Genomic DNA, 18,374 nt, shown 5'->3' on the forward strand with positions numbered 1-18,374 from the left:
GCCCCGGTTAACCCGGGGCTTTAAAAATTATACTTGGTTTGATCTAGTCAACATTATCGTGTAAGAAAGAATTATTAGGTCTGATTTCAGTACCGCCATCCTGATCATTACTCAGTGTGAAACGGCTTACCTGCGATTCTGATGAATGCTGAACCTGTTGCAACTGCATTTGTTTGCGCTTGTAAGCAGGTTCGTTCTCTAATTCCTGTAAACCATTAGTGGTGCGCAATTTCATGCTCAAATCTTTTAAACGCAGAATACGTTCTTTCGATTTTCTCAATTGCTCTTCCATTGATTCATCGCTTTTATCGTCGTCAAGACCAACTACAGGCATTTCAACATCCGGCTCTGGTTCAGGAATTGCAAATGTTTCTGCAACCGGGGTTTCGAAAACGAAATTGGTTTCAGCCAGTTTCACTTCAAATTCAAAACCAGTTTCACCTGGCTCTTCAGCCTGTGGCTCTTCTTCCATTAAAGTGTGGCGAACGATTGCAGGCTCAGATTCCTGCGCACTTTGCTTTTCTGATTTATTGAACACACCACCGAATAAATCTGCCTGAGGTGCTTCTTCCTTAGTTTTCAGAACCGGCTCGTAAGACGGTGTAACTGTTTTTGGCTGGATGAAAGAGTTCATCGGCTCCACCGGGCGAACAAGTGGCGCTTCTTCAGGCGTTAATAAAGAAATTTTCTTTTTGTTTTTTTCCTCGTGAACACGCTCTTCTGAAGTCTGGAATCCTGTAGCAATAATCGTTACAGAAAGTTTATCCCCCAGGGATTCATCAGTACAGTTACCCCAGATTAAATCTGCTGATAAACCTGCTTTTTCCTGAATATAATCGGTAATGATTGAAACCTCATCCATTGTTACTTCACGAACACCAGAACTGATGTTCAGCAAAATATAACGGGCGCCTTCAATTTCACTGTCTTTTAACAATGGAGATGCCAAAGCACCTTCCACTGCCTGTAAAGCACGGTCGTCACCTTCAGCTGCATGCGATCCCATGATGGCTACACCGCTCTCTTTCATTACGGTACGCACATCTTTAAAATCCACGTTGATGTATCCCGGAACGGTAATGATTTCCGCAATGCCTTTCGCCGCAGTGGTTAAGATATCATCAGCCTGACCGAATGCTGAACCTAAGGTAAGGTTTCCGAAGATCTCACGTAAGCGATCGTTTGAGATCACCAGGTAAGAATCCACATATTTCTTAAGCTCTTCCATACCTTCATCGGCCTGAAGTCTGCGTCGTTTACCTTCGAAAGAAAAAGGAGTGGTAATGATGGCTACTGTTAAGATATCAAGCTCTTTCGCAGCTTTGGCAATAATCGGTGATGCACCAGTTCCGGTTCCACCACCCATTCCTGCTGTAATAAACAACATCTTAGTAGTATTTCCCAGCATAGCTTTGATATCATCGATATTCTCAATAGCTGAGTTTTTACCCACTTCAGGGATAGAGCCCGCACCCATTCCTTCGGTCAAACTAGCACCTAGCTGTACCTTGTTGGGAATTGGGCTGGATTCCAAAGCCTGAGCATCGGTATTACAAATTATAAAGTCCACACCCGTAATACCAGACAGGTACATATGGTTTACTGCGTTGCCGCCACCGCCTCCAACACCAATTACCTTGATGATTGAAGACTTATCTTTTAACATTTCGAACTGCATATCTTTATGAATCAGTTGTTTAAAAAGTTTTAAATTCTGTTCATTACTCAACGTAATATTAACACTTTTTCAACAGAGGTTTTCCACAATTGTTAGATATGTGGAAAACTCCCTTTATGTTGAAAATTATCGCTAGCTTTTCAGGTAATCTTCATCGCTTACATTCATATCATCCTGAATAAATGTTCTGGTTTTGGCAAGCAATTTATCGAATAAACCTGGTCCACGCTTCTCTTTTTCTTTAATGGTTTTTGGTTTTTCTACAAAAACGCCAGGCTGTTTCATTTCTTCCATCAGCTCTTCTGCTTTCTGAATACCTTTAATCAAAAGGCCAACACTGGTCGCATACATTGGACTTTTCAAATCATCGTAAATGGTTTTTGGCATTTCTTCATATTTCGATAAATGCTCATTTGGATAACCAATGCGGCAATCTAAACCGGTAACATATTCAACCGCTTGTGATAAGTGTTTAAGCAATGCGCCTCCACCTGTAATCACAATACCGCCAATCAGCTTTTTCTCATAACCCGAAGATTTGATCTCGTAATACACATGCTCTATGATCTCTTCCATACGGGCCTGAATCACATAAGCCAGGTTTTTAACAGATATCTCTTTTGGTTCGCGGCCACGAAGACCTGGTACGCATATAATTTCGTTCTCTTTATTCTCTTCAGCCAGAGCAGATCCGAAACGTGTTTTTAATAATTCAGCCTGGTTACGCATTACAGAGCAGCCCTCTCTGATGTCTTCTGTAACACTGTTGCCCCCAAAAGGGATTACCGCTGTATGACGGATAATTCCCTCATGAAAAATGGCAATATCTGTGGTACCACCACCAATATCTACTAATGCAATACCAGCTTCTTTTTCTTCCTCGCTCAACACCGATTCTGAAGACGCCAATGGCTCAAGAATTAAGTCCTGAGTTTGTAATCCTGCATTGTTAACACATTTAATGATATTTTTAACCGCCGTAACCTGACCTGAAATGATATGGAAGTTGGCTTCAAGGCGAACCCCTGCCATACCAATCGGATCTTTGATACCTGGTTCATTATCAATCGTAAATTCCTGTGGTAATACATGAATGATTTCCTCACCCGGTGGCATTACCAGTTTAAACATATCATCAATCAACTTATCGATATCCTTTTTACCGATTTCATTGTTCAATTCTCTTCTTGTTAAAATTCCTCTATGCTGTAAGCTTTTAATGTGCTGACCAGCAATACCCACATTTACCACCTGTATTTCTACATTGGATTGTCCGCTTGCTACTTCAACTGCTTGAGCAATGCCCTGTACGGTTTTCTGGATGTTAGAAACTACTCCACGTGTAACACCTGCCGATTCCGCCTTCCCTATTCCTAATATTTCGATCTTACCGTGTTGTGTTCTGCGACCAACGATAACACATATTTTTGTAGTACCGATATCCAATCCTACTACAATGGGCGACTGACTGGTAAATTTTGCCTTGTCCATATTTGTTAATTTTGCTGAGTTTTATATTGTTTTTCTAGGGCTCTGATTTCTTTTTCTCTTGCTTCTTTCTGTTTTTTGAGTTCTGCTGCACTTAAGGATGCTTTTGCAGTACTGGTTCCAGTTTTAGGCTTGTTTTTGTTATCTATTGTTTTCTTCTGTTGTGTCGTCGTTTCTTTCGGTTTTACAGCTGCAATGACCTGAGTTTTTTTCAAATCCGTCTTCGGCGGATCAACCTTTTTCACTTCAGCTTTCTTTGGTTCTGCTTTTTTAGGTTGTTCCTTTTTTGCTTCTTCCTTTTTTGGCATTGGTTTCACGTCCACCTTTTTAGGCGCTGCAGGGATTGCCGTCACTACAGGCTCATCGCTGATCATGTTTTTAATCAGCGAATCAGAAACTTTTTGTCGTATTCTCAAACTGTCTGCCGAAGAAATTGTTTTTGTCTTTCTTGCAATTTCTGTCGAATCTCTTTTTTCGCATACCACCTGATTGGTGTACTTGATATTGATCGTTCTATACGTTTCCCAACCCACCTGCGGCATAGCTTTTTTGTAAAACAACAGCAAGTTGGTCATTTTCTTCTCCAACGAGTCGGCATTACCCAGAATAATACGCTGATTACCCACTCTGGGTACCAATTCGATGTCGTTTTTCTGGTCAACTACAATCTGCTCAATCTGCGCATCCCACAGCGTATCTCTTTTAATGAAGAGGGCGGTTTTGTATAGATCATGGGCCAGTTTGGTATGCAATGTATCTACCCGGCTGCCAAACACCTCGGTAATATTTCCTGTCGCAACCAGTACGTTTGCAGTAAAGTTTGAAGATATGGGCATCTTCAAGCCATCGTTATCGATGTAAAAATCCTGACCACTATTGTTTAGTATCCGCACAACAGGTTGCCTTTGCTTTACTTCGATGTGCAATACGCCATCCATTTCCACATACACTTTTGCAAAGGCGATGTAAGGATTGGATTGCAATTTCTTCTCAATTTGATGAATATTGATACCTTCAATGTTTCTGCCAAGCAATACACCCTGATCCTCTTTTAATATGGCATCAATTTCTTCCCGTTCGATAAAATTATCAGCTCCCGGAATCAAAATTTTAATATCTGTGCATTTTACCGTCTGCTTTTTCACATTGATGAAACTGAAAAGCACCACCAATCCCGCCAGGCTAATCAGCCAGGCAAAACCTGTAAATATTGCACTCCAGTTTATTCTTTTAAGCATTTTGTAATGTATTTTTTAGGGGGTCAATAATGGTATCAATATCACCGGCGCCGACTGTTAAAATCAATTCAGGCCTTGTGTCTTTCACATATTGAAGCACAAAGTCTTTTTCACAAACCCTTTTATTCTTTAGGCTTATCTTATCTAATAAATAAGCTGCGTTAATGCCCTCGAGAGGTAATTCTCTCGCCGGATAAATTTCCAATAACAGGAGTTCATCGGCGGTACTTAACACACTTGCAAACTCACCTGCAAAATCCCTTGTACGGGTAAAAAGATGTGGCTGGAAAATCACTGTCAGCTTTTTATCCGGATAGAGTTGTCTCACCGCATCAAAACAAGCCTTCAGCTCCTCAGGATGGTGAGCATAGTCATCGATATAAATCTGACGGCCGTTGTCGAAGATGTATTCAAATCTTCGTTTTACACCTTTAAAGTTTGCAACCGCCTGTTTTACTTTTCCGGCATCAATGCCTAGCTGCAATGCAATAGCAATGGCCACCGTTGTATTTTCTACATTATGCTTACCAGGTAGCATTAAGCTGATATCCGGGATCGAATAGCTATCATCATGGTAATCAAATACAAATTTCGACCCTTCTACACGCAGGTTCTCCGCCCTGGCCTGTGCTGTTGAACTGGCTGCATAGCTGATGCTGTTTTCCAAAGGCAATCCCTCGTGTGCGTACAGGGAACCACCGGTTTTAATCTGTCCTGCATACAGTCTAAACGATTCTTCCAAATGGCTTTTATCACCATAGATATCGAGGTGATCAGCATCCATGGAAGTGATGACAGCGATATCAGGATGAAGTGTTAAGAAGGAACGATCATATTCATCGGCCTCCACCACCATTACATTGTTATCTCCGAATAGCACATTGCTGTTGTAATTACTGGTAATTCCACCCAGAAATGCAGTACAATCATAGCCGGTATCTTTTAAGATATGTGCAATAATCGAAGAGGTAGTGGTTTTTCCATGCGTACCTGCCACACCAATACAAAACATTCCTTTAGAAATGATACCCAAAACTTCCGAGCGTTTCTTAAGCGAAAATCCGTTATTTCTGAAATGTTTTAGTATTTCAGCGTCTTTAGGAATCGCCGGCGTGTAAACAACCAGTGTATCTTCAGCGTTAAGGATAAAAGCTTCAGGCAAAGCTGAAAGTTCATCCACATAGGTAATGGTTATCCCTTCATCTTCCAGGGCTGCAGTCAGTTTAGTTCTGGTTTTATCGTAACCGGAAACCAGCTGCCCACGTTTCGCAAAATAACGGGCAATAGCGCTCATACCGATACCACCGATACCAACAAAAAAGACCCTGTTTATTTTACTTAGTTCCATATTTTTTTCTCGAGACGTGAGAGTTGAGACATTAAATTTGAGACCAGCCCCATCGACCAACATCTCAAATCTCACATCTAGTTCCTCACCCCTATTTAATTAGTTTCAACACTTCTCCGGCAATAATTTCATCGGCTGCCGGTAATGCCATTTTTCCTATATTTTCCGAAAGCCTTTGGCTTTGATCTTCATTATTCAGTAATTCCAGTGCCGCCTTCACCAGTGTATCTTCGGCAGCGCGGTCGTTAATCAACTGCGCGGCACCATTTTTAACCAGCGCCATTGCATTTTTAGTCTGATGATCTTCAGCAACATTTGGCGAAGGCACCAGGATCACGGGCTTTTTGATCAGACAAAGTTCAGCAATCGTTCCCGCTCCTGCCCTGCTGATGATTACATCCGCTGCCGCATAAGCCAGGTCCATCTTATTCAAAAACTCCAGGATGCGCACATTAGGATGATACTCCAGCCCTAAACGCTCAACGATTCCCTTGTAATAGTATTTTCCGGTTTGCCAGATCACCTGCACATCCCGTGCGATGATTTCCGGCAAATGCTTTTCAATTGCTTTATTTAATGTCCCTGCTCCAAGGCTTCCGCCGGTTACCATAATGGTCTTCTTTAGGGGGTCGAGCTTTAAAAGTTCAGCACCTGCATGGTGTTTTCCTTTTATGTCGACCACTTCCTTGCGCACCGGGTTTCCTGTCTTCATGATCTTGTCGGCAGGAAAAAACTGCGACATCTCATCGAAGGCTACACAAACCTTTGAAGCCTTTTTTCCCAACCACTTGTTGGTTACCCCTGCATAGGAATTTTGTTCCTGAATCAGGTAAGGAATCCCTTTAAGTGAGGCCGCGTATAATAAGGGACCTGAAGCGTAACCGCCTACCCCCACCACCGCGTCAGGCTTGAAATCATTGATGATCTGCATAGCCCTGCGCACACTGCCAATAATCTTAAACGGCAGGCTCAGGTTTTTTACAATTGAACCCCGCTGCATGCCACTAATGTTCAGGCCAATGATTTTATATCCGGCAGCAGGAACTTTTTCCATTTCCATACGGCCGTTTGCACCCACAAACAGAATTTCACAGGCTGGCACCAAACGCTTAAGCGCGTTGGCTATGGCTACGGCGGGGAAAATATGCCCGCCGGTGCCACCACCTGATATGATAATTTTTGGGGAATTATTCATTTACTTAATTTCTACTGATATTTATCCAAAAGCCGGTATCTCACCAACAATCACTTTATTTTTAACTTTCTCTTTATCTTCTTTCAAACCCGCTGTAGCATTTTCTTCTACGTCGCGGCTAACACTTAATATAATTCCAAAAGCCACACTGGTAAAAATCATGGAAGTTCCACCCATACTCACCAAGGGCAGGGGCACCCCTGTTACCGGGCCCAATCCAACAGCTACGGCCATATTAGCAAAAGCCTGTATGGTTAAACTAAAACTTAGTCCAGCAGCCAGCAAAGCCCCAAAGGCCTTGGGCGCCCGGGTTACGATTTTAATACACCGATATAAAAGCACCAGGTAAAGTATCATAATGGCAATTCCTCCCACCGTTCCCCATTCTTCAATAATAATGGCGAAAATAAAATCGGAATACGGGTGTGGCAGGAAATTGCGTTGGGTACTGTTACCTGGTCCTTTACCAAAAACACCACCAGTGGCCAGGGCAATTTTTGCCTGGTCGGCCTGGAAAGTTTTATCTGAATGCTGCATCTCAGGATGCATGAACGTATTGATACGTGACATGTATGTTTTTCTCCGCGGTCCGAGGAAGAAAACAAACAGCAATAATACAAAGCCACCTGCGCAAACAATAGCGATCTGTTTGATACTGATCCTGCCGATGATCAATAGCAAAATGCTTACGCCAAACAACATCAGCGCGGTAGATAAATTGGCTAATGCAATCAGCACGAACACCACGCAAACAGAACCCATAATGGGAATGAATGACTCTTTCACGTTCTTGATGTTCTCCTGCTTCTTGGTTAGCATGCGGGCTAAAAATGTGATCAGCGCCAGCTTCGCCAAATCGGACGTTTGAAAAGTCAAACCAATCACCGGGATTTTTACCCACCTCGATGCATCATTCAGATTGGTACCGAACAATAGCGTATATACCAGCAAGGGTATGGTTACAATCATCAGTATCTTTGAAATCCCCGCATAATACCTATAATCGAGTAAATGGGCGATGTAAATCATCCCGATACCCAGGAGTACAAAAATGAGGTGTTTGGTGAGGAGCAGCTTTTCAACGGCTTCCCCTTTTTTATAAGCAAGCGTTCCTGTAGCACTATATACCGCCATTACCGATATAAGCGAAAGCAGGATGATGATCAACCAGATCCATCTATCACCCTTTGTTTTATTAAGTAGTGCCTGAAACATCTTTGCTAGCCTCCTATACTATAATTCTCTAACTGCCGCTTTAAACTGATTACCGCGGTCTTCATAACTTTTAAATAAATCGAAACTGGCACATGCCGGAGAAAGCAACACCGCATCTCCGCGTTTAGCTAGGTGAAAAGCAATCTGAGCAGCCTCTTCAGCTGAAAAAGTGTTCACTATCACCTCCACATCATCCTCAAAAGCGTCGTGTATGCGTTTGTTATCCTTACCCAAACAAACAATGGCTTTCACCTTGCTTTTTACCAGGTCTTTCAACATGTTGTAATCATTGCCTTTATCTACCCCTCCCATAATCAGCACTACGTCTGAGGTCATGCTTTCCAGGGCATACCAGGTAGAATTTACATTGGTTGCTTTACTGTCATTGATGAAATCGATGCCGGATATCTTAGCCACATGCTCCAACCTATGCTCAATGTTCTTGAAATTTCCCATGCTCTCACGGATGGAATCATTTCTCAACTCTAATACCTTTGCCACTATTCCTGAAGCCATGGAGTTATAAATGTTGTGTTTGCCCTGAAGGGCTAATTCTGAAATTGACATGGTTAGTTCGTTATTTGGTTCAATAAGGATGTGTATATTCTCCTCCTGCAGGCAGGCACCTTTCTCCACTGTATCTACAATTGAAAAGGGATAGCTTGTTGCCAAAGGCTTTGTGTGTGCTAATGCTTTGATACTTTCCGCGTCGTCGAGGCAATAAATGAATACATCATCAGCTGTCTGGTTTTGGATGACACGCATTTTAGATGCTGCGTAATTCTCCAGTTTATAATCGTAACGATCCAGATGATCGGGTGTAATGTTTAACAGAACGGCGATATCGGCTTTAAACTCAAACATATCGTCGAGCATGAAGCTTGATATCTCAAGCACGTAGTATTCGAAATTTTCAGTGGCTACCTGTGCTGCAAAGCTGTGACCGATGTTACCTGCCAGTCCTACATTCAGTCCTGCGTTTTTCAGGATGTGATACGTTAACAGGCTGGTGGTGGATTTGCCATTTGATCCGGTGATGCAAATCATCTTTGCGTCGGTATATCTTCCGGCGAACTCAATCTCGGAAACCACGGAGATTCCTTTTTCTTTGAGTTTTTTAATGATGGGTGCCGTAGCGGGAATACCCGGACTCTTGATCACTTCTGAAGCGTTTACGATCAGATCTTCGGTGTGCAAACCAGATTCGTAGGGAACCCCAAGTTGATCCAGTGCTGCTTTGTATTTATCACTGATCTGGCCGAAGTCGGACACAAAAACATCGAAGCCTTTCAGCTGCGCCAGTTTTGCTGCACCTACACCGCTTTCACCCGCACCTAAAATAACCACACGGCCCTGCCCTGCCATCGCTGGCTGAGTATTTGTTTGTGCTATGTTGTAATTTGTGCTCATTAATTATAGTATTGGGTTTACCTTAATTTCAGTGTTACAATGGTGATGATGGCCAGCATAATTCCAATGATCCAGAATCGGGTTACGATTTTTGCTTCGTGGTATCCTTTCTTCTGGTAATGGTGATGCAGGGGCGACATTAAAAATATCCTTCTCCCCTCGCCAAACTTCTTCTTCGTGTATTTAAAGTAGGAGACCTGCATAATAACCGATACCAGCTCCACCAGGAATATCCCGCATAGAATTGGAATGATGAGTTCTTTGCGGATCATCAGAGCGAAAGAAGCAATGATCCCTCCAATAGCCAAACTACCGGTATCGCCCATAAAAATCTGAGCGGGATAAGAGTTGTACCACAGAAATCCTACGCATGAACCCACAAAGGCACCGGCAAAAATCATAAGCTCCGCAGAGTTTGGAATGTACATGATGTTCAGGTAATCTGCCATCACCGTATTTCCTGAAACATAAGCCAGAATCCCTAAGGTAATTCCGATTACAGCTGATGTTCCTGTTGCCAGCCCATCTATACCATCGGTAATATTTGCGCCATTTGATACTGCTGTGATGATGAATACGGTAAAAATCAAAAAGATGATAAAAGCATATTTCTGATAATCGCCACCCAAAAACTTCAATACCTTTGCATAGTCGAACTCATTGTTCTTGTAAAAAGGCATATTGGTTTTGGTAGACTTCACATCCTGGGTATAATAAAAGGTCTCCCCTTTCTGACGCAATACCATTGGCACATTTGAGGTATTCTTTACATTGTCCTGAACCGTTTCACGCACCACGATATTCGGGTGAAAGTACATCGTAGTACCTACTATTAATCCAAGTCCTACCTGGCCTACCACTTTAAAGCGACCGGCCAAGCCTTCTTTATTCTTTTTAAATACTTTGATGTAATCATCCAAAAAGCCCACTGTACCCATCCAGATGGTGGTGATAATCATTAAAATCACATATACATTGGTGATATTGGCGAAAAGCAAAGTCGGAATTAAAATCCCCAGCAGGATGATAATCCCCCCCATGGTTGGTGTTCCCTGTTTTTGCATCTGCCCTTCCAGGCCCAGGTTCCTTACGGTTTCTCCAACCTGTTTTTTATGCAGGAAATCAATCAGCCTTCTTCCGTATACTGTAGTGATAATCAAGGACAGGATAATAGAGACCGATGCACGGAACGTGATGTATTGAAACAACCTTAATCCAGGAATGTCATAGTGCTTATGCAGGTATTCGAATAATAAATATAACATTAGCTGTTCGGGTTTAATTGTTCCAGTAAAATTTCCTTATCATCAAAATGGTTCCTTACCCCATTGATTTCCTGATATTTTTCGTGCCCTTTTCCGGCTACCAAAATGATATCACCACTTTTCGCCAAATGACAGGCGGTTTTAATTGCTTCCTTTCTATCTAAAATGGATAAAGTTTTGCGCTTATTTGTAGGCGATACCCCTTCTTCCATTTCATTGATGATCGTTTGAGGATCTTCAGTCCTTGGGTTATCAGATGTTAAAATCACTTTATCGCTCCAGTCGCATGCTACCTGCGCCATTACCGGGCGTTTGGTTTTATCCCGATCGCCACCACAACCAATTACGGTAATTACCTGCTCATTGCCTTTTCTAATGTTGGCAATGGTGCTCAGTACATTCTGAACAGCATCAGGAGTATGTGCATAATCCACAATTCCAATCACTTTATCCGGAGATACGATATAATCAAACCTGCCTTCGGCTCCGGTTAAACGGCTCAGCAGGGTTAACACTTTTAATTTATCCTGCTCTAAAAGTAAGGCAGTTCCATATACGGCTAACAGATTATAGGCGTTGAATGAACCAACCAGCTTGAAGTATACATCTTCATTATCAATATCCAGGTGCAAGCCACTGAACTGATTTTCTATGATCTTTGCTTTGAAATCAGCAAGCTGTTTTAGGGCATAGGTTTTCTTGTAAGCCTTGGTATTCTGCAGCATCACCATACCGTTTTTATCATCGGTGTTGGTTAATGCAAAAGCTGATTTCGGCAAACCATCAAAAAATGCTTTCTTCGCTTTGATATAGGCATCGAAGGTTTTGTGGAAGTCGAGATGATCGTGTGTGATGTTTGAAAAAACACCCCCAGCAAAGGTAAGCCCTTCTATACGGTGTTGCGATACCGCATGAGAACTCACTTCCATGAAGCAGTAATCGCATCCTGCGTCCACCATATCCCTGAGCAATTGGTTTAGTGCAATTGGATTAGGAGTAGTATGAGTAGCTACCACAACCGTATCGTTGATGTAATTCTCTACAGTGGATAGCAAGCCGGTTTTATAACCCAGATCTTTAAATAACTTAAATAAAATGGTTGCAATGGTGGTTTTACCATTTGTACCGGTGATGCCTACCAGCTTCAAATCTTTTGAGGGATTACCAAAGAAGTTACCCGCCATAATACCTAAAGCCACAGCAGTATTTTCTACTTTGATATAAGTAACCGTGAAATCATGCACTTCAGGCAAATTCTCACAGATGATTACAGCAGCACCCTGTGCAACGGTTTGATCAATGAACTGGTGTCCATCAGAAAGCGTACCGACAATTGCAAAGAATACATCCCCCTCCGCTACCTTACGCGAATCAAAATTCAGGGCATTGATTTCCCTATCGGTTTTCCCAACCAATTCTTTAATCGTTATGCCGTAAAGTAGCTCTTGTAGTTGCATTTTTAATTCAATTCTATTTGTACGCCTAAACCTCTTCCCACTCTGGTTCCGGCGGCAATCGACTGGCTGGTTACTTTGCCTGAGCCTATTACTTTTGCCTTCAGGCCTGCATTTCCAATCAGGTAAAGTGCATCCTTTAATCCCATTCCCGATACGTTAGGCATTACCCCTCGGCGTTCGGTATTTTCCTGAAACACTTCCCCTCCGCTGGTATCCACAATATTATAGTACTCTGATTTTGACGCGAAAAGTGGCTTAAAACCAAATGCCCTGTACACTTTCTGAGTAGCTTTGCTTTGTCCGGCTTTAGTTGGCGGATTACCGGGAGCGCCTACCAAACGTGTTGGTGCATCAGTACCCATCTGCATGTCGCTGGCATAAATGCGGTCGGCCACTTCCCTGAATACCGGTCCTGATACCAAAGCACCGTAATAGCCACCCTTTGGATCGTTGATTACCACAATCATGGAATACTTCGGTTTCTCTGCAGGGAAATAACCTACAAAAGATGCCTGATATTGCTTTTTAGCCCTGTAGCCTTTATTGGCATCGGCTACCTGCGCTGTACCGGTTTTACCTGCGATTCTATATAATGGGTTATGCACATACTGTTTTCCACTTCCCTCAATCACCACCCCTTCCAGCATGTTTTTGATCTTACTCAAGGTTACATCAGAGCAAATTTTATCGTTTATCACCCTGGCTTTGAACTGCTCAATCGGATTACCCAACCTTCTGATCTCTTTCACAAAAATGGGCGCTATGTATTTACCATTGTTAGCCACCGCATTGTAAAACGACAACATTTTTAATGGTGTAAGCTGCATTTCGTAACCATAAGCCATTTGTGGTAGGGTCATTTTACCCCAACTTTTGTTGGATGGGTTTTTGATCACCGGCTTAGCTTCACCAGGGATCTGCAGTTCCAGTTTCTGGTTCAGGTGCCAATCATATAAATGATCCGTAAACTTCCGGGGATTCTCTCCGTACTTACTATTGATCAGGTAAGCGATAGCCGCATTAGATGACTGTTCGAAAGCCTTTTTAACCGTAACCACCCCAATACTTCCGTGCGAATCTTTAATCATGTGACCTGGAATTTTATAGTTCCCGGTACCCACCATCAAATTGGTATCAATAAGCTGATCTTCCAGTAGAGCCATATAGGATGCCAGTTTGAAAGTTGATCCGGGATCCTGATTTCCGGCGATGGCATAATTGAATTTCTCTTTATATACGCCTTCCTCTACCTTTGAAAAATTGGCAACCGCCCTAATTTCACCGGTAGCTACTTCCATCACAATCACCGCACCGTGATCTGCATCATATTTAATTAACTGTTTTTCCAGTGCGCTTTGCGCCAAATCCTGCATGTTCACGTCGATGGTGGAGATGATATCCGCCCCATCTTTTGGTGCTACTTCAGCCTCTTCATTTACAGGAATATAAACACCACCTGCAATGCGCTGCATTAATCTTTTTCCGGTTTCACCGTTGATGTATTCTTTATATGCTCCCTCCAAACCTACACCGTTGGCTACGTTCTCATTTTTATATCCGATGGTACGGGCAGCCAAAGCCTGGAAAGGCAAAATCCTTTTGTTCTGCTGCACAGCAATTAAACCACCACTAAACTTGCCAATATTGTATAGCGGAAACGTGCGGATGGTTTTCAAATCAGCATAACCCACTTTGCGGTGGATGAGTAAATACCGTGCACTGTCCTGACGACCTCTGCGCAGGTAGCGGGCATACTCCTTTGCGGTTTTATCCTGAAAGAGCTGAGCAAGCTTAATGCCCAGGGAATCTACTTTTTCGTTAAAAACCTTATCTTCTGCAATCCCACCGGCGAACATATCCATACGCAGCTCATATTCGGGCACCGAAGTGGCCAGTAAACTGCCATCATTGGAATAAATGTTTCCGCGGGTAGCCTCCACATTTACGTAGCGTGTGGACAAGCTATCTGCCATAGCCTTCCATTTTTTGCCCTGTACAAACTGCACCTGACTAAGGCGTAAGAATACCGCCAAAGCAAAAAGCACAATTAAGCCAAATGCCAGATATACACGAAGCAAGATGTTTGCTCTAATATTCATCGCTTTTAACAATTATTTTTTTGGGTGGTTCGATTAATTCTTTAATTCCAAGGGTATCTACCTTTTTGGCTACTTCTGTCAGTTTGCTTCTGAACATGAGGTCGGCCTTTAAGGATTTATATTCCCATCTTAATTCTTTTACTTCTTTATTTAATTTATCAATGCGGCGAACGTTGTTCACTGCAAAGTGGCTGTTGGCAATGTATATCATGCCCAAAAAAGCCAGAAAACACAAAAAAGGCAGCGCATCAGTTGCCGCCTCTTTCGTAACCAATCCATCGTTAAATAATTTGCTGATGAATGAGTTACTATCCATTTTCTCTTCGGCTGTCCGCGGTTTTTTAGGCGCTGGCGCAGCTTTCAATTCAGGTTCAGGCCCGATTTCTTCCTCCTCTATATCCTCTCTAAACCTGTTCATATCTTCTCTGCTATTCTAAGTTTAGCACTTCTGGCCCTGTTGTTTTGTGCAATCTCCTCGTCGCTGGCTACTATCGCTTTGCGGGTAATCACATTAAATGGTTTCTGCTGGTTTCCGAAAAAGTCTTTCTCCACCTCTCCCTGAAACTTGCCTTTGGCCATGAAATTCTTTACCGGGCGATCTTCCAGTGAGTGATAAGACATCACCACCAAATGCCCTCCCGGCTTCAATACTTCTGATGCCTGCTGCAGAAAATCTTCCAGCACCTGTATTTCGGCGTTCACTTCAATCCGCAGCGCCTGAAAAACCTGTGCCAGGTATTTATTTTCTTTTCCTCTCGGTATATATTCGGCAATGGCCGATTTTAAGCTATCAATATCTGTAAACGGTTTCTCCAAACGTGCAGTTACAATGGCACGGGCCAATGACTTTGCGTTTTTCACTTCACCATAAATCCCGAAAATTTTATGCAGTTTATCTTCTGCGTAAGTGTTCAATACCTGCGCCGCAGTGAGATCGCGGTGCTGATCCATGCGCATATCCAGGTCGGCATTATACCGTATAGAAAAACCACGTTGCGGAATATCAAACTGATGTGAGGACACTCCCAGATCGGCCAGAATACCATCCACCTGTCTGAACCCTTTCAAGCGCAGGTTATTTTTTAAGAAACCAAAATTCTGATCAATAAAGATGAAACGGTCGTCGGCCGGAACATTTGCCTGTGCATCAGGATCCTGATCGAAAGCAATGAGTACACCCTTTGGCCCCAGGTGTTTCAGTATTTCCCTGGAGTGACCGCCACCACCAAAAGTAACATCCACATATACACCATCGGGTTTGATATTTAAACCATCAATACAAGGCTGAAGCATTACGGGAACATGGTAATTATTCTCCATCAACGCCTCCTTTCTTATCTCCCATTACTTTCTGCGCCAGGTTGGCGAAGTTGGCCGGCACATCATCAAAAATATCTTCGTAAGATTTTTTATCCCATACCTCAATGCGGTCGAGCTGGCAAGCCAGTACGATATCGGCACTGATGCCTGCATATTCTGTTAAAGACTTCGGTAAAAGCACCCTTCCGGCAGCATCGAGCGACAGCTCAGTGGCGCCACGGGTAAAAGCGCGGACGAAAGCCCGGTTTTCCTGATCGTAAATATTCAGCCTGGCAAGGTCGGCCACTACGGCGTCCCAAACATTTTTAGGATAGATCACCAGATTTTTTTCAAAACCCCGGTTGATGATAAGCCCCTCACTCTCAGCAGCAGGCAATTGTTTCTTAAGCGCAGCAGGAACCGAAAGGCGGCCCTTTGCGTCAAGTTTACAATCGAATTCTCCTAAAAGTTGGGTCATAGTGGTAGCTACACTTTTTATGTAGTGTAAAAGTAAAGAGTTCTACCACTTTTTACCACAATTTACCACAAAAAAGTTTTCCACATCGTTTTTGTTACACTAGAGTGCCAAAAACAGACCAAAATGAATTTCGGACTATGGACTTAAAACCCATTAAACACTGATAAATAACCACTTATAGACAATATTTTCAAAAGTGGGAGAAAATCCCAAATCCGGATATCCGGTGGGAGACCCGCCCAGTATTTCAACTATTTCAGCGATAACTGACGATTTTCAGCTACAAATGTAAGGAAAGGGAATGGTTTACCCGATTGTGTTGCTGTTTACCGGCGGGAATAAAAAACCCTTCAACATCAAGTGATGTTGAAGGGTTTAAGCAACCGCGAAAACGCGATATAGTTGAGATTATCTCAGACTATCCATTGATGGCTTTCACGCCCGGAAGTTCTTTACCTTCCATATATTCTAATAATGCACCACCGCCTGTTGATACATAACTTACTTCATCTTCCAGACCGAATTTAGCGATTGCCGCAGCTGAATCACCTCCACCGATTAACGAGAATGCACCATTTTCTTTTGTAGCCGCAACCACCGCATCAGCAATGGCTTTGGTACCTACCTGGAAGCTTTCCATTTCGAAAACGCCCATCGGACCATTCCACAATAATGTTTTAGAGTTTTTTACTACATCAGCAAATAAAGCAGCTGATTTCGGACCGATATCAAGGCCCATCCAGTCGGCCGGAATCTGACCTGCATCTACATCTTTTTTATCTGCGTCGTTTGCAAACTTATCAGCAATCACGGTATCTACCGGAAGGATCAGGTTTACGCCTTTTGCTTTCGCTTTTTCAATTAATTCTAAAGAAAGCTCTTGTTTATCGGCCTCTAAAAGTGAAGTACCGATCTCACCGCCTTGTGCTTTTGCAAAGGTGTAAGCCATACCACCACCGATGATCAGGTTATCTACTTTATCCAATAATTTTTCAATCAGGAGGATTTTATCAGATACTTTCGCACCACCCATAATCGCCGTGAACGGACGCTCTGCATGGTTTAAGATTTTCTCTGCATTTTCTACTTCTGACGCCATTAAATAACCGAAGTATTTTGCATCCGGGAAAAACTGTGCAATGATTGATGTTGAAGCATGTGCACGGTGTGCCGTTCCGAAAGCATCGTTTACATATACATCACCTAATTTAGATAACTTCTCTGCAAAAGCTACATCCCCTTTTTCTTCTTCTTTATAGAAACGCAGGTTCTCCAGCAATAACACTTCACCTGGTTTTAAATCTGCCGCCTGGCTTGTCGCGCTTTCGCCGATGCAATCGTCTGCAAACTTCACTTCGGTACCGATCAATGTTGACAGATCAGCTACGATGTGTTTTAATGAATATTTATCCGTCGGACCATCTTTCGGGCGACCCAAATGCGACATCAAAATTACTGCACCACCATCTTTCAGAATTTTGCTGATGGTTGGCAATGCGGCACGGATTCTTTTATCGTCTGTAATGTTGAATTCAGCATCCAATGGAACGTTAAAATCAACTCTGATGAGCGCTTTTTTATCTTTAAAATCGAACTGGTCTATCGTGTTCATGTTTTATATATTATGGTTTAAGTTTAATTTCATTTCGTAATGGAAGCCTATTCCGGGAATGTCAAATTCAGGAGACATATTCACAAAGCCGAGTTTCTTATAAAAACCAGCAGCGGATGAACGTGCATTGCACCATAAATAGGCGGTATTGTATTCTTTGAGGTATTCGATGGCAAAGCTGATCAATGCAGCACCAAAGCCCTTTCCTCCTTCATCGGGATGGGTAGCCATGCCCCGCAGCTGATAGCCTTCTCCTTCATCAGGGAAAAAATCGTTACGCATAAAAGTGGCGACGCTTTTGATTTCGTCATCTGCATAATAACCCAGGTGAAAGGTATCGTAACTGGAATCACCTTCGAAAACGCATTCGGCGAGGGGCTTTCCGTTTCTCAACATGAGGCTCCTTAGGGGAAGTACTTCTTCGGGAAGGATGAATTTGACCATATTTTTCGTATCAAGTATCAAGCCGCAGGTAGCAATCATCTACGCAACCGCTTCCAGATGCTTCGCAAACGTTTGCAAAGTTAATAAAGCATTTGAAATCACCTAAAAAAGCGAGGTCACAATTTTGAAGAATTTCATCACTGTATCC

The 18,374-nt window shown here is 42.8% G+C and carries 15 protein-coding genes; all 15 read right to left on the minus strand.

Going from position 1 to position 18,374, the window contains the following annotated elements:
• Window positions 1-43: 43 nt before the first annotated feature.
• The 15 genes from ftsZ to AB669_RS05355 all read right to left on the minus strand — a co-directional run bounded on the left by ftsZ (window position 44) and on the right by AB669_RS05355 (window position 18,226).
• Entirely contained in the window at window positions 44-1,678 is a 1,635-nt protein-coding gene (ftsZ, locus tag AB669_RS05285; protein ID WP_047798451.1) for a cell division protein FtsZ, read from the minus strand.
• A 132-nt stretch (window positions 1,679-1,810) separates the two neighbouring features.
• The gene (gene ftsA / locus AB669_RS05290; protein WP_047798253.1) at window positions 1,811-3,169 is read right to left on the minus strand and encodes a cell division protein FtsA; all 1,359 of its coding nucleotides are present in this window, start codon (window positions 3,167-3,169) and stop codon (window positions 1,811-1,813) included.
• Window positions 3,170-3,174: 5 nt separating this feature from the next.
• The gene (locus AB669_RS05295) at window positions 3,175-4,404 is read right to left on the minus strand and encodes a cell division protein FtsQ/DivIB (protein ID WP_047798254.1); all 1,230 of its coding nucleotides are present in this window, start codon (window positions 4,402-4,404) and stop codon (window positions 3,175-3,177) included.
• The gene (gene murC, locus AB669_RS05300) at window positions 4,397-5,752 is read right to left on the minus strand and encodes a UDP-N-acetylmuramate--L-alanine ligase (protein WP_047798255.1); all 1,356 of its coding nucleotides are present in this window, start codon (window positions 5,750-5,752) and stop codon (window positions 4,397-4,399) included. Before murC ends, AB669_RS05295 begins: the two co-directional genes overlap by 8 nt.
• Window positions 5,753-5,843: 91 nt before the next feature.
• The gene (gene murG, locus AB669_RS05305; RefSeq protein ID WP_047798256.1) at window positions 5,844-6,947 is read right to left on the minus strand and encodes an undecaprenyldiphospho-muramoylpentapeptide beta-N-acetylglucosaminyltransferase; all 1,104 of its coding nucleotides are present in this window, start codon (window positions 6,945-6,947) and stop codon (window positions 5,844-5,846) included.
• 21 nt (window positions 6,948-6,968) lie between these two features.
• Window positions 6,969-8,162 carry an FtsW/RodA/SpoVE family cell cycle protein gene (locus AB669_RS05310; RefSeq protein WP_047798257.1) on the minus strand — a complete coding sequence of 398 codons (1,194 nt, stop codon included), beginning with the start codon at window positions 8,160-8,162 and terminating at the stop codon, window positions 6,969-6,971.
• An 18-nt stretch (window positions 8,163-8,180) separates the two neighbouring features.
• Window positions 8,181-9,572: a UDP-N-acetylmuramoyl-L-alanine--D-glutamate ligase gene (gene murD / locus AB669_RS05315; protein WP_047798258.1), complete on the minus strand. Its 1,392-nt coding sequence runs from the start codon at window positions 9,570-9,572 to the stop codon at window positions 8,181-8,183.
• A 17-nt stretch (window positions 9,573-9,589) separates the two neighbouring features.
• On the minus strand, window positions 9,590-10,837 hold the full coding sequence (mraY, locus tag AB669_RS05320; protein ID WP_047798259.1) for a phospho-N-acetylmuramoyl-pentapeptide-transferase: 1,248 nt from the start codon (window positions 10,835-10,837) through the stop codon (window positions 9,590-9,592).
• Window positions 10,837-12,294, minus strand: coding sequence for a UDP-N-acetylmuramoyl-L-alanyl-D-glutamate--2,6-diaminopimelate ligase (locus AB669_RS05325; RefSeq protein ID WP_047798260.1), 1,458 nt, complete (start codon window positions 12,292-12,294; stop codon window positions 10,837-10,839). Before AB669_RS05325 ends, mraY begins: the two co-directional genes overlap by 1 nt.
• Before the next feature lie 2 nt (window positions 12,295-12,296).
• Window positions 12,297-14,393 carry a penicillin-binding protein gene (locus AB669_RS05330; RefSeq protein ID WP_047798261.1) on the minus strand — a complete coding sequence of 699 codons (2,097 nt, stop codon included), beginning with the start codon at window positions 14,391-14,393 and terminating at the stop codon, window positions 12,297-12,299.
• Complete coding sequence (locus AB669_RS05335) at window positions 14,383-14,811, minus strand: FtsL-like putative cell division protein (protein WP_047798262.1); 429 nt, start codon at window positions 14,809-14,811, stop codon at window positions 14,383-14,385. The genes AB669_RS05330 and AB669_RS05335 overlap by 11 nt, the downstream gene beginning before the upstream one ends.
• The gene (gene rsmH / locus AB669_RS05340) at window positions 14,808-15,713 is read right to left on the minus strand and encodes a 16S rRNA (cytosine(1402)-N(4))-methyltransferase RsmH (protein ID WP_047798263.1); all 906 of its coding nucleotides are present in this window, start codon (window positions 15,711-15,713) and stop codon (window positions 14,808-14,810) included. The genes AB669_RS05335 and rsmH overlap by 4 nt, the downstream gene beginning before the upstream one ends.
• Window positions 15,703-16,170, minus strand: a complete 468-nt coding sequence (gene mraZ, locus AB669_RS05345; protein ID WP_047798264.1) for a division/cell wall cluster transcriptional repressor MraZ — start codon at window positions 16,168-16,170, stop codon at window positions 15,703-15,705. Before mraZ ends, rsmH begins: the two co-directional genes overlap by 11 nt.
• Before the next feature lie 418 nt (window positions 16,171-16,588).
• On the minus strand, window positions 16,589-17,782 hold the full coding sequence (pgk, locus tag AB669_RS05350) for a phosphoglycerate kinase (RefSeq protein WP_047798265.1): 1,194 nt from the start codon (window positions 17,780-17,782) through the stop codon (window positions 16,589-16,591).
• 3 nt (window positions 17,783-17,785) lie between these two features.
• Window positions 17,786-18,226, minus strand: coding sequence for a GNAT family N-acetyltransferase (locus AB669_RS05355; protein ID WP_047798452.1), 441 nt, complete (start codon window positions 18,224-18,226; stop codon window positions 17,786-17,788).
• Window positions 18,227-18,374 lie beyond the last annotated feature (148 nt).

It is taken from the genome of Pedobacter sp. BMA (assembly GCF_001027745.1).
Taxonomy (GTDB): domain Bacteria; phylum Bacteroidota; class Bacteroidia; order Sphingobacteriales; family Sphingobacteriaceae; genus Pedobacter.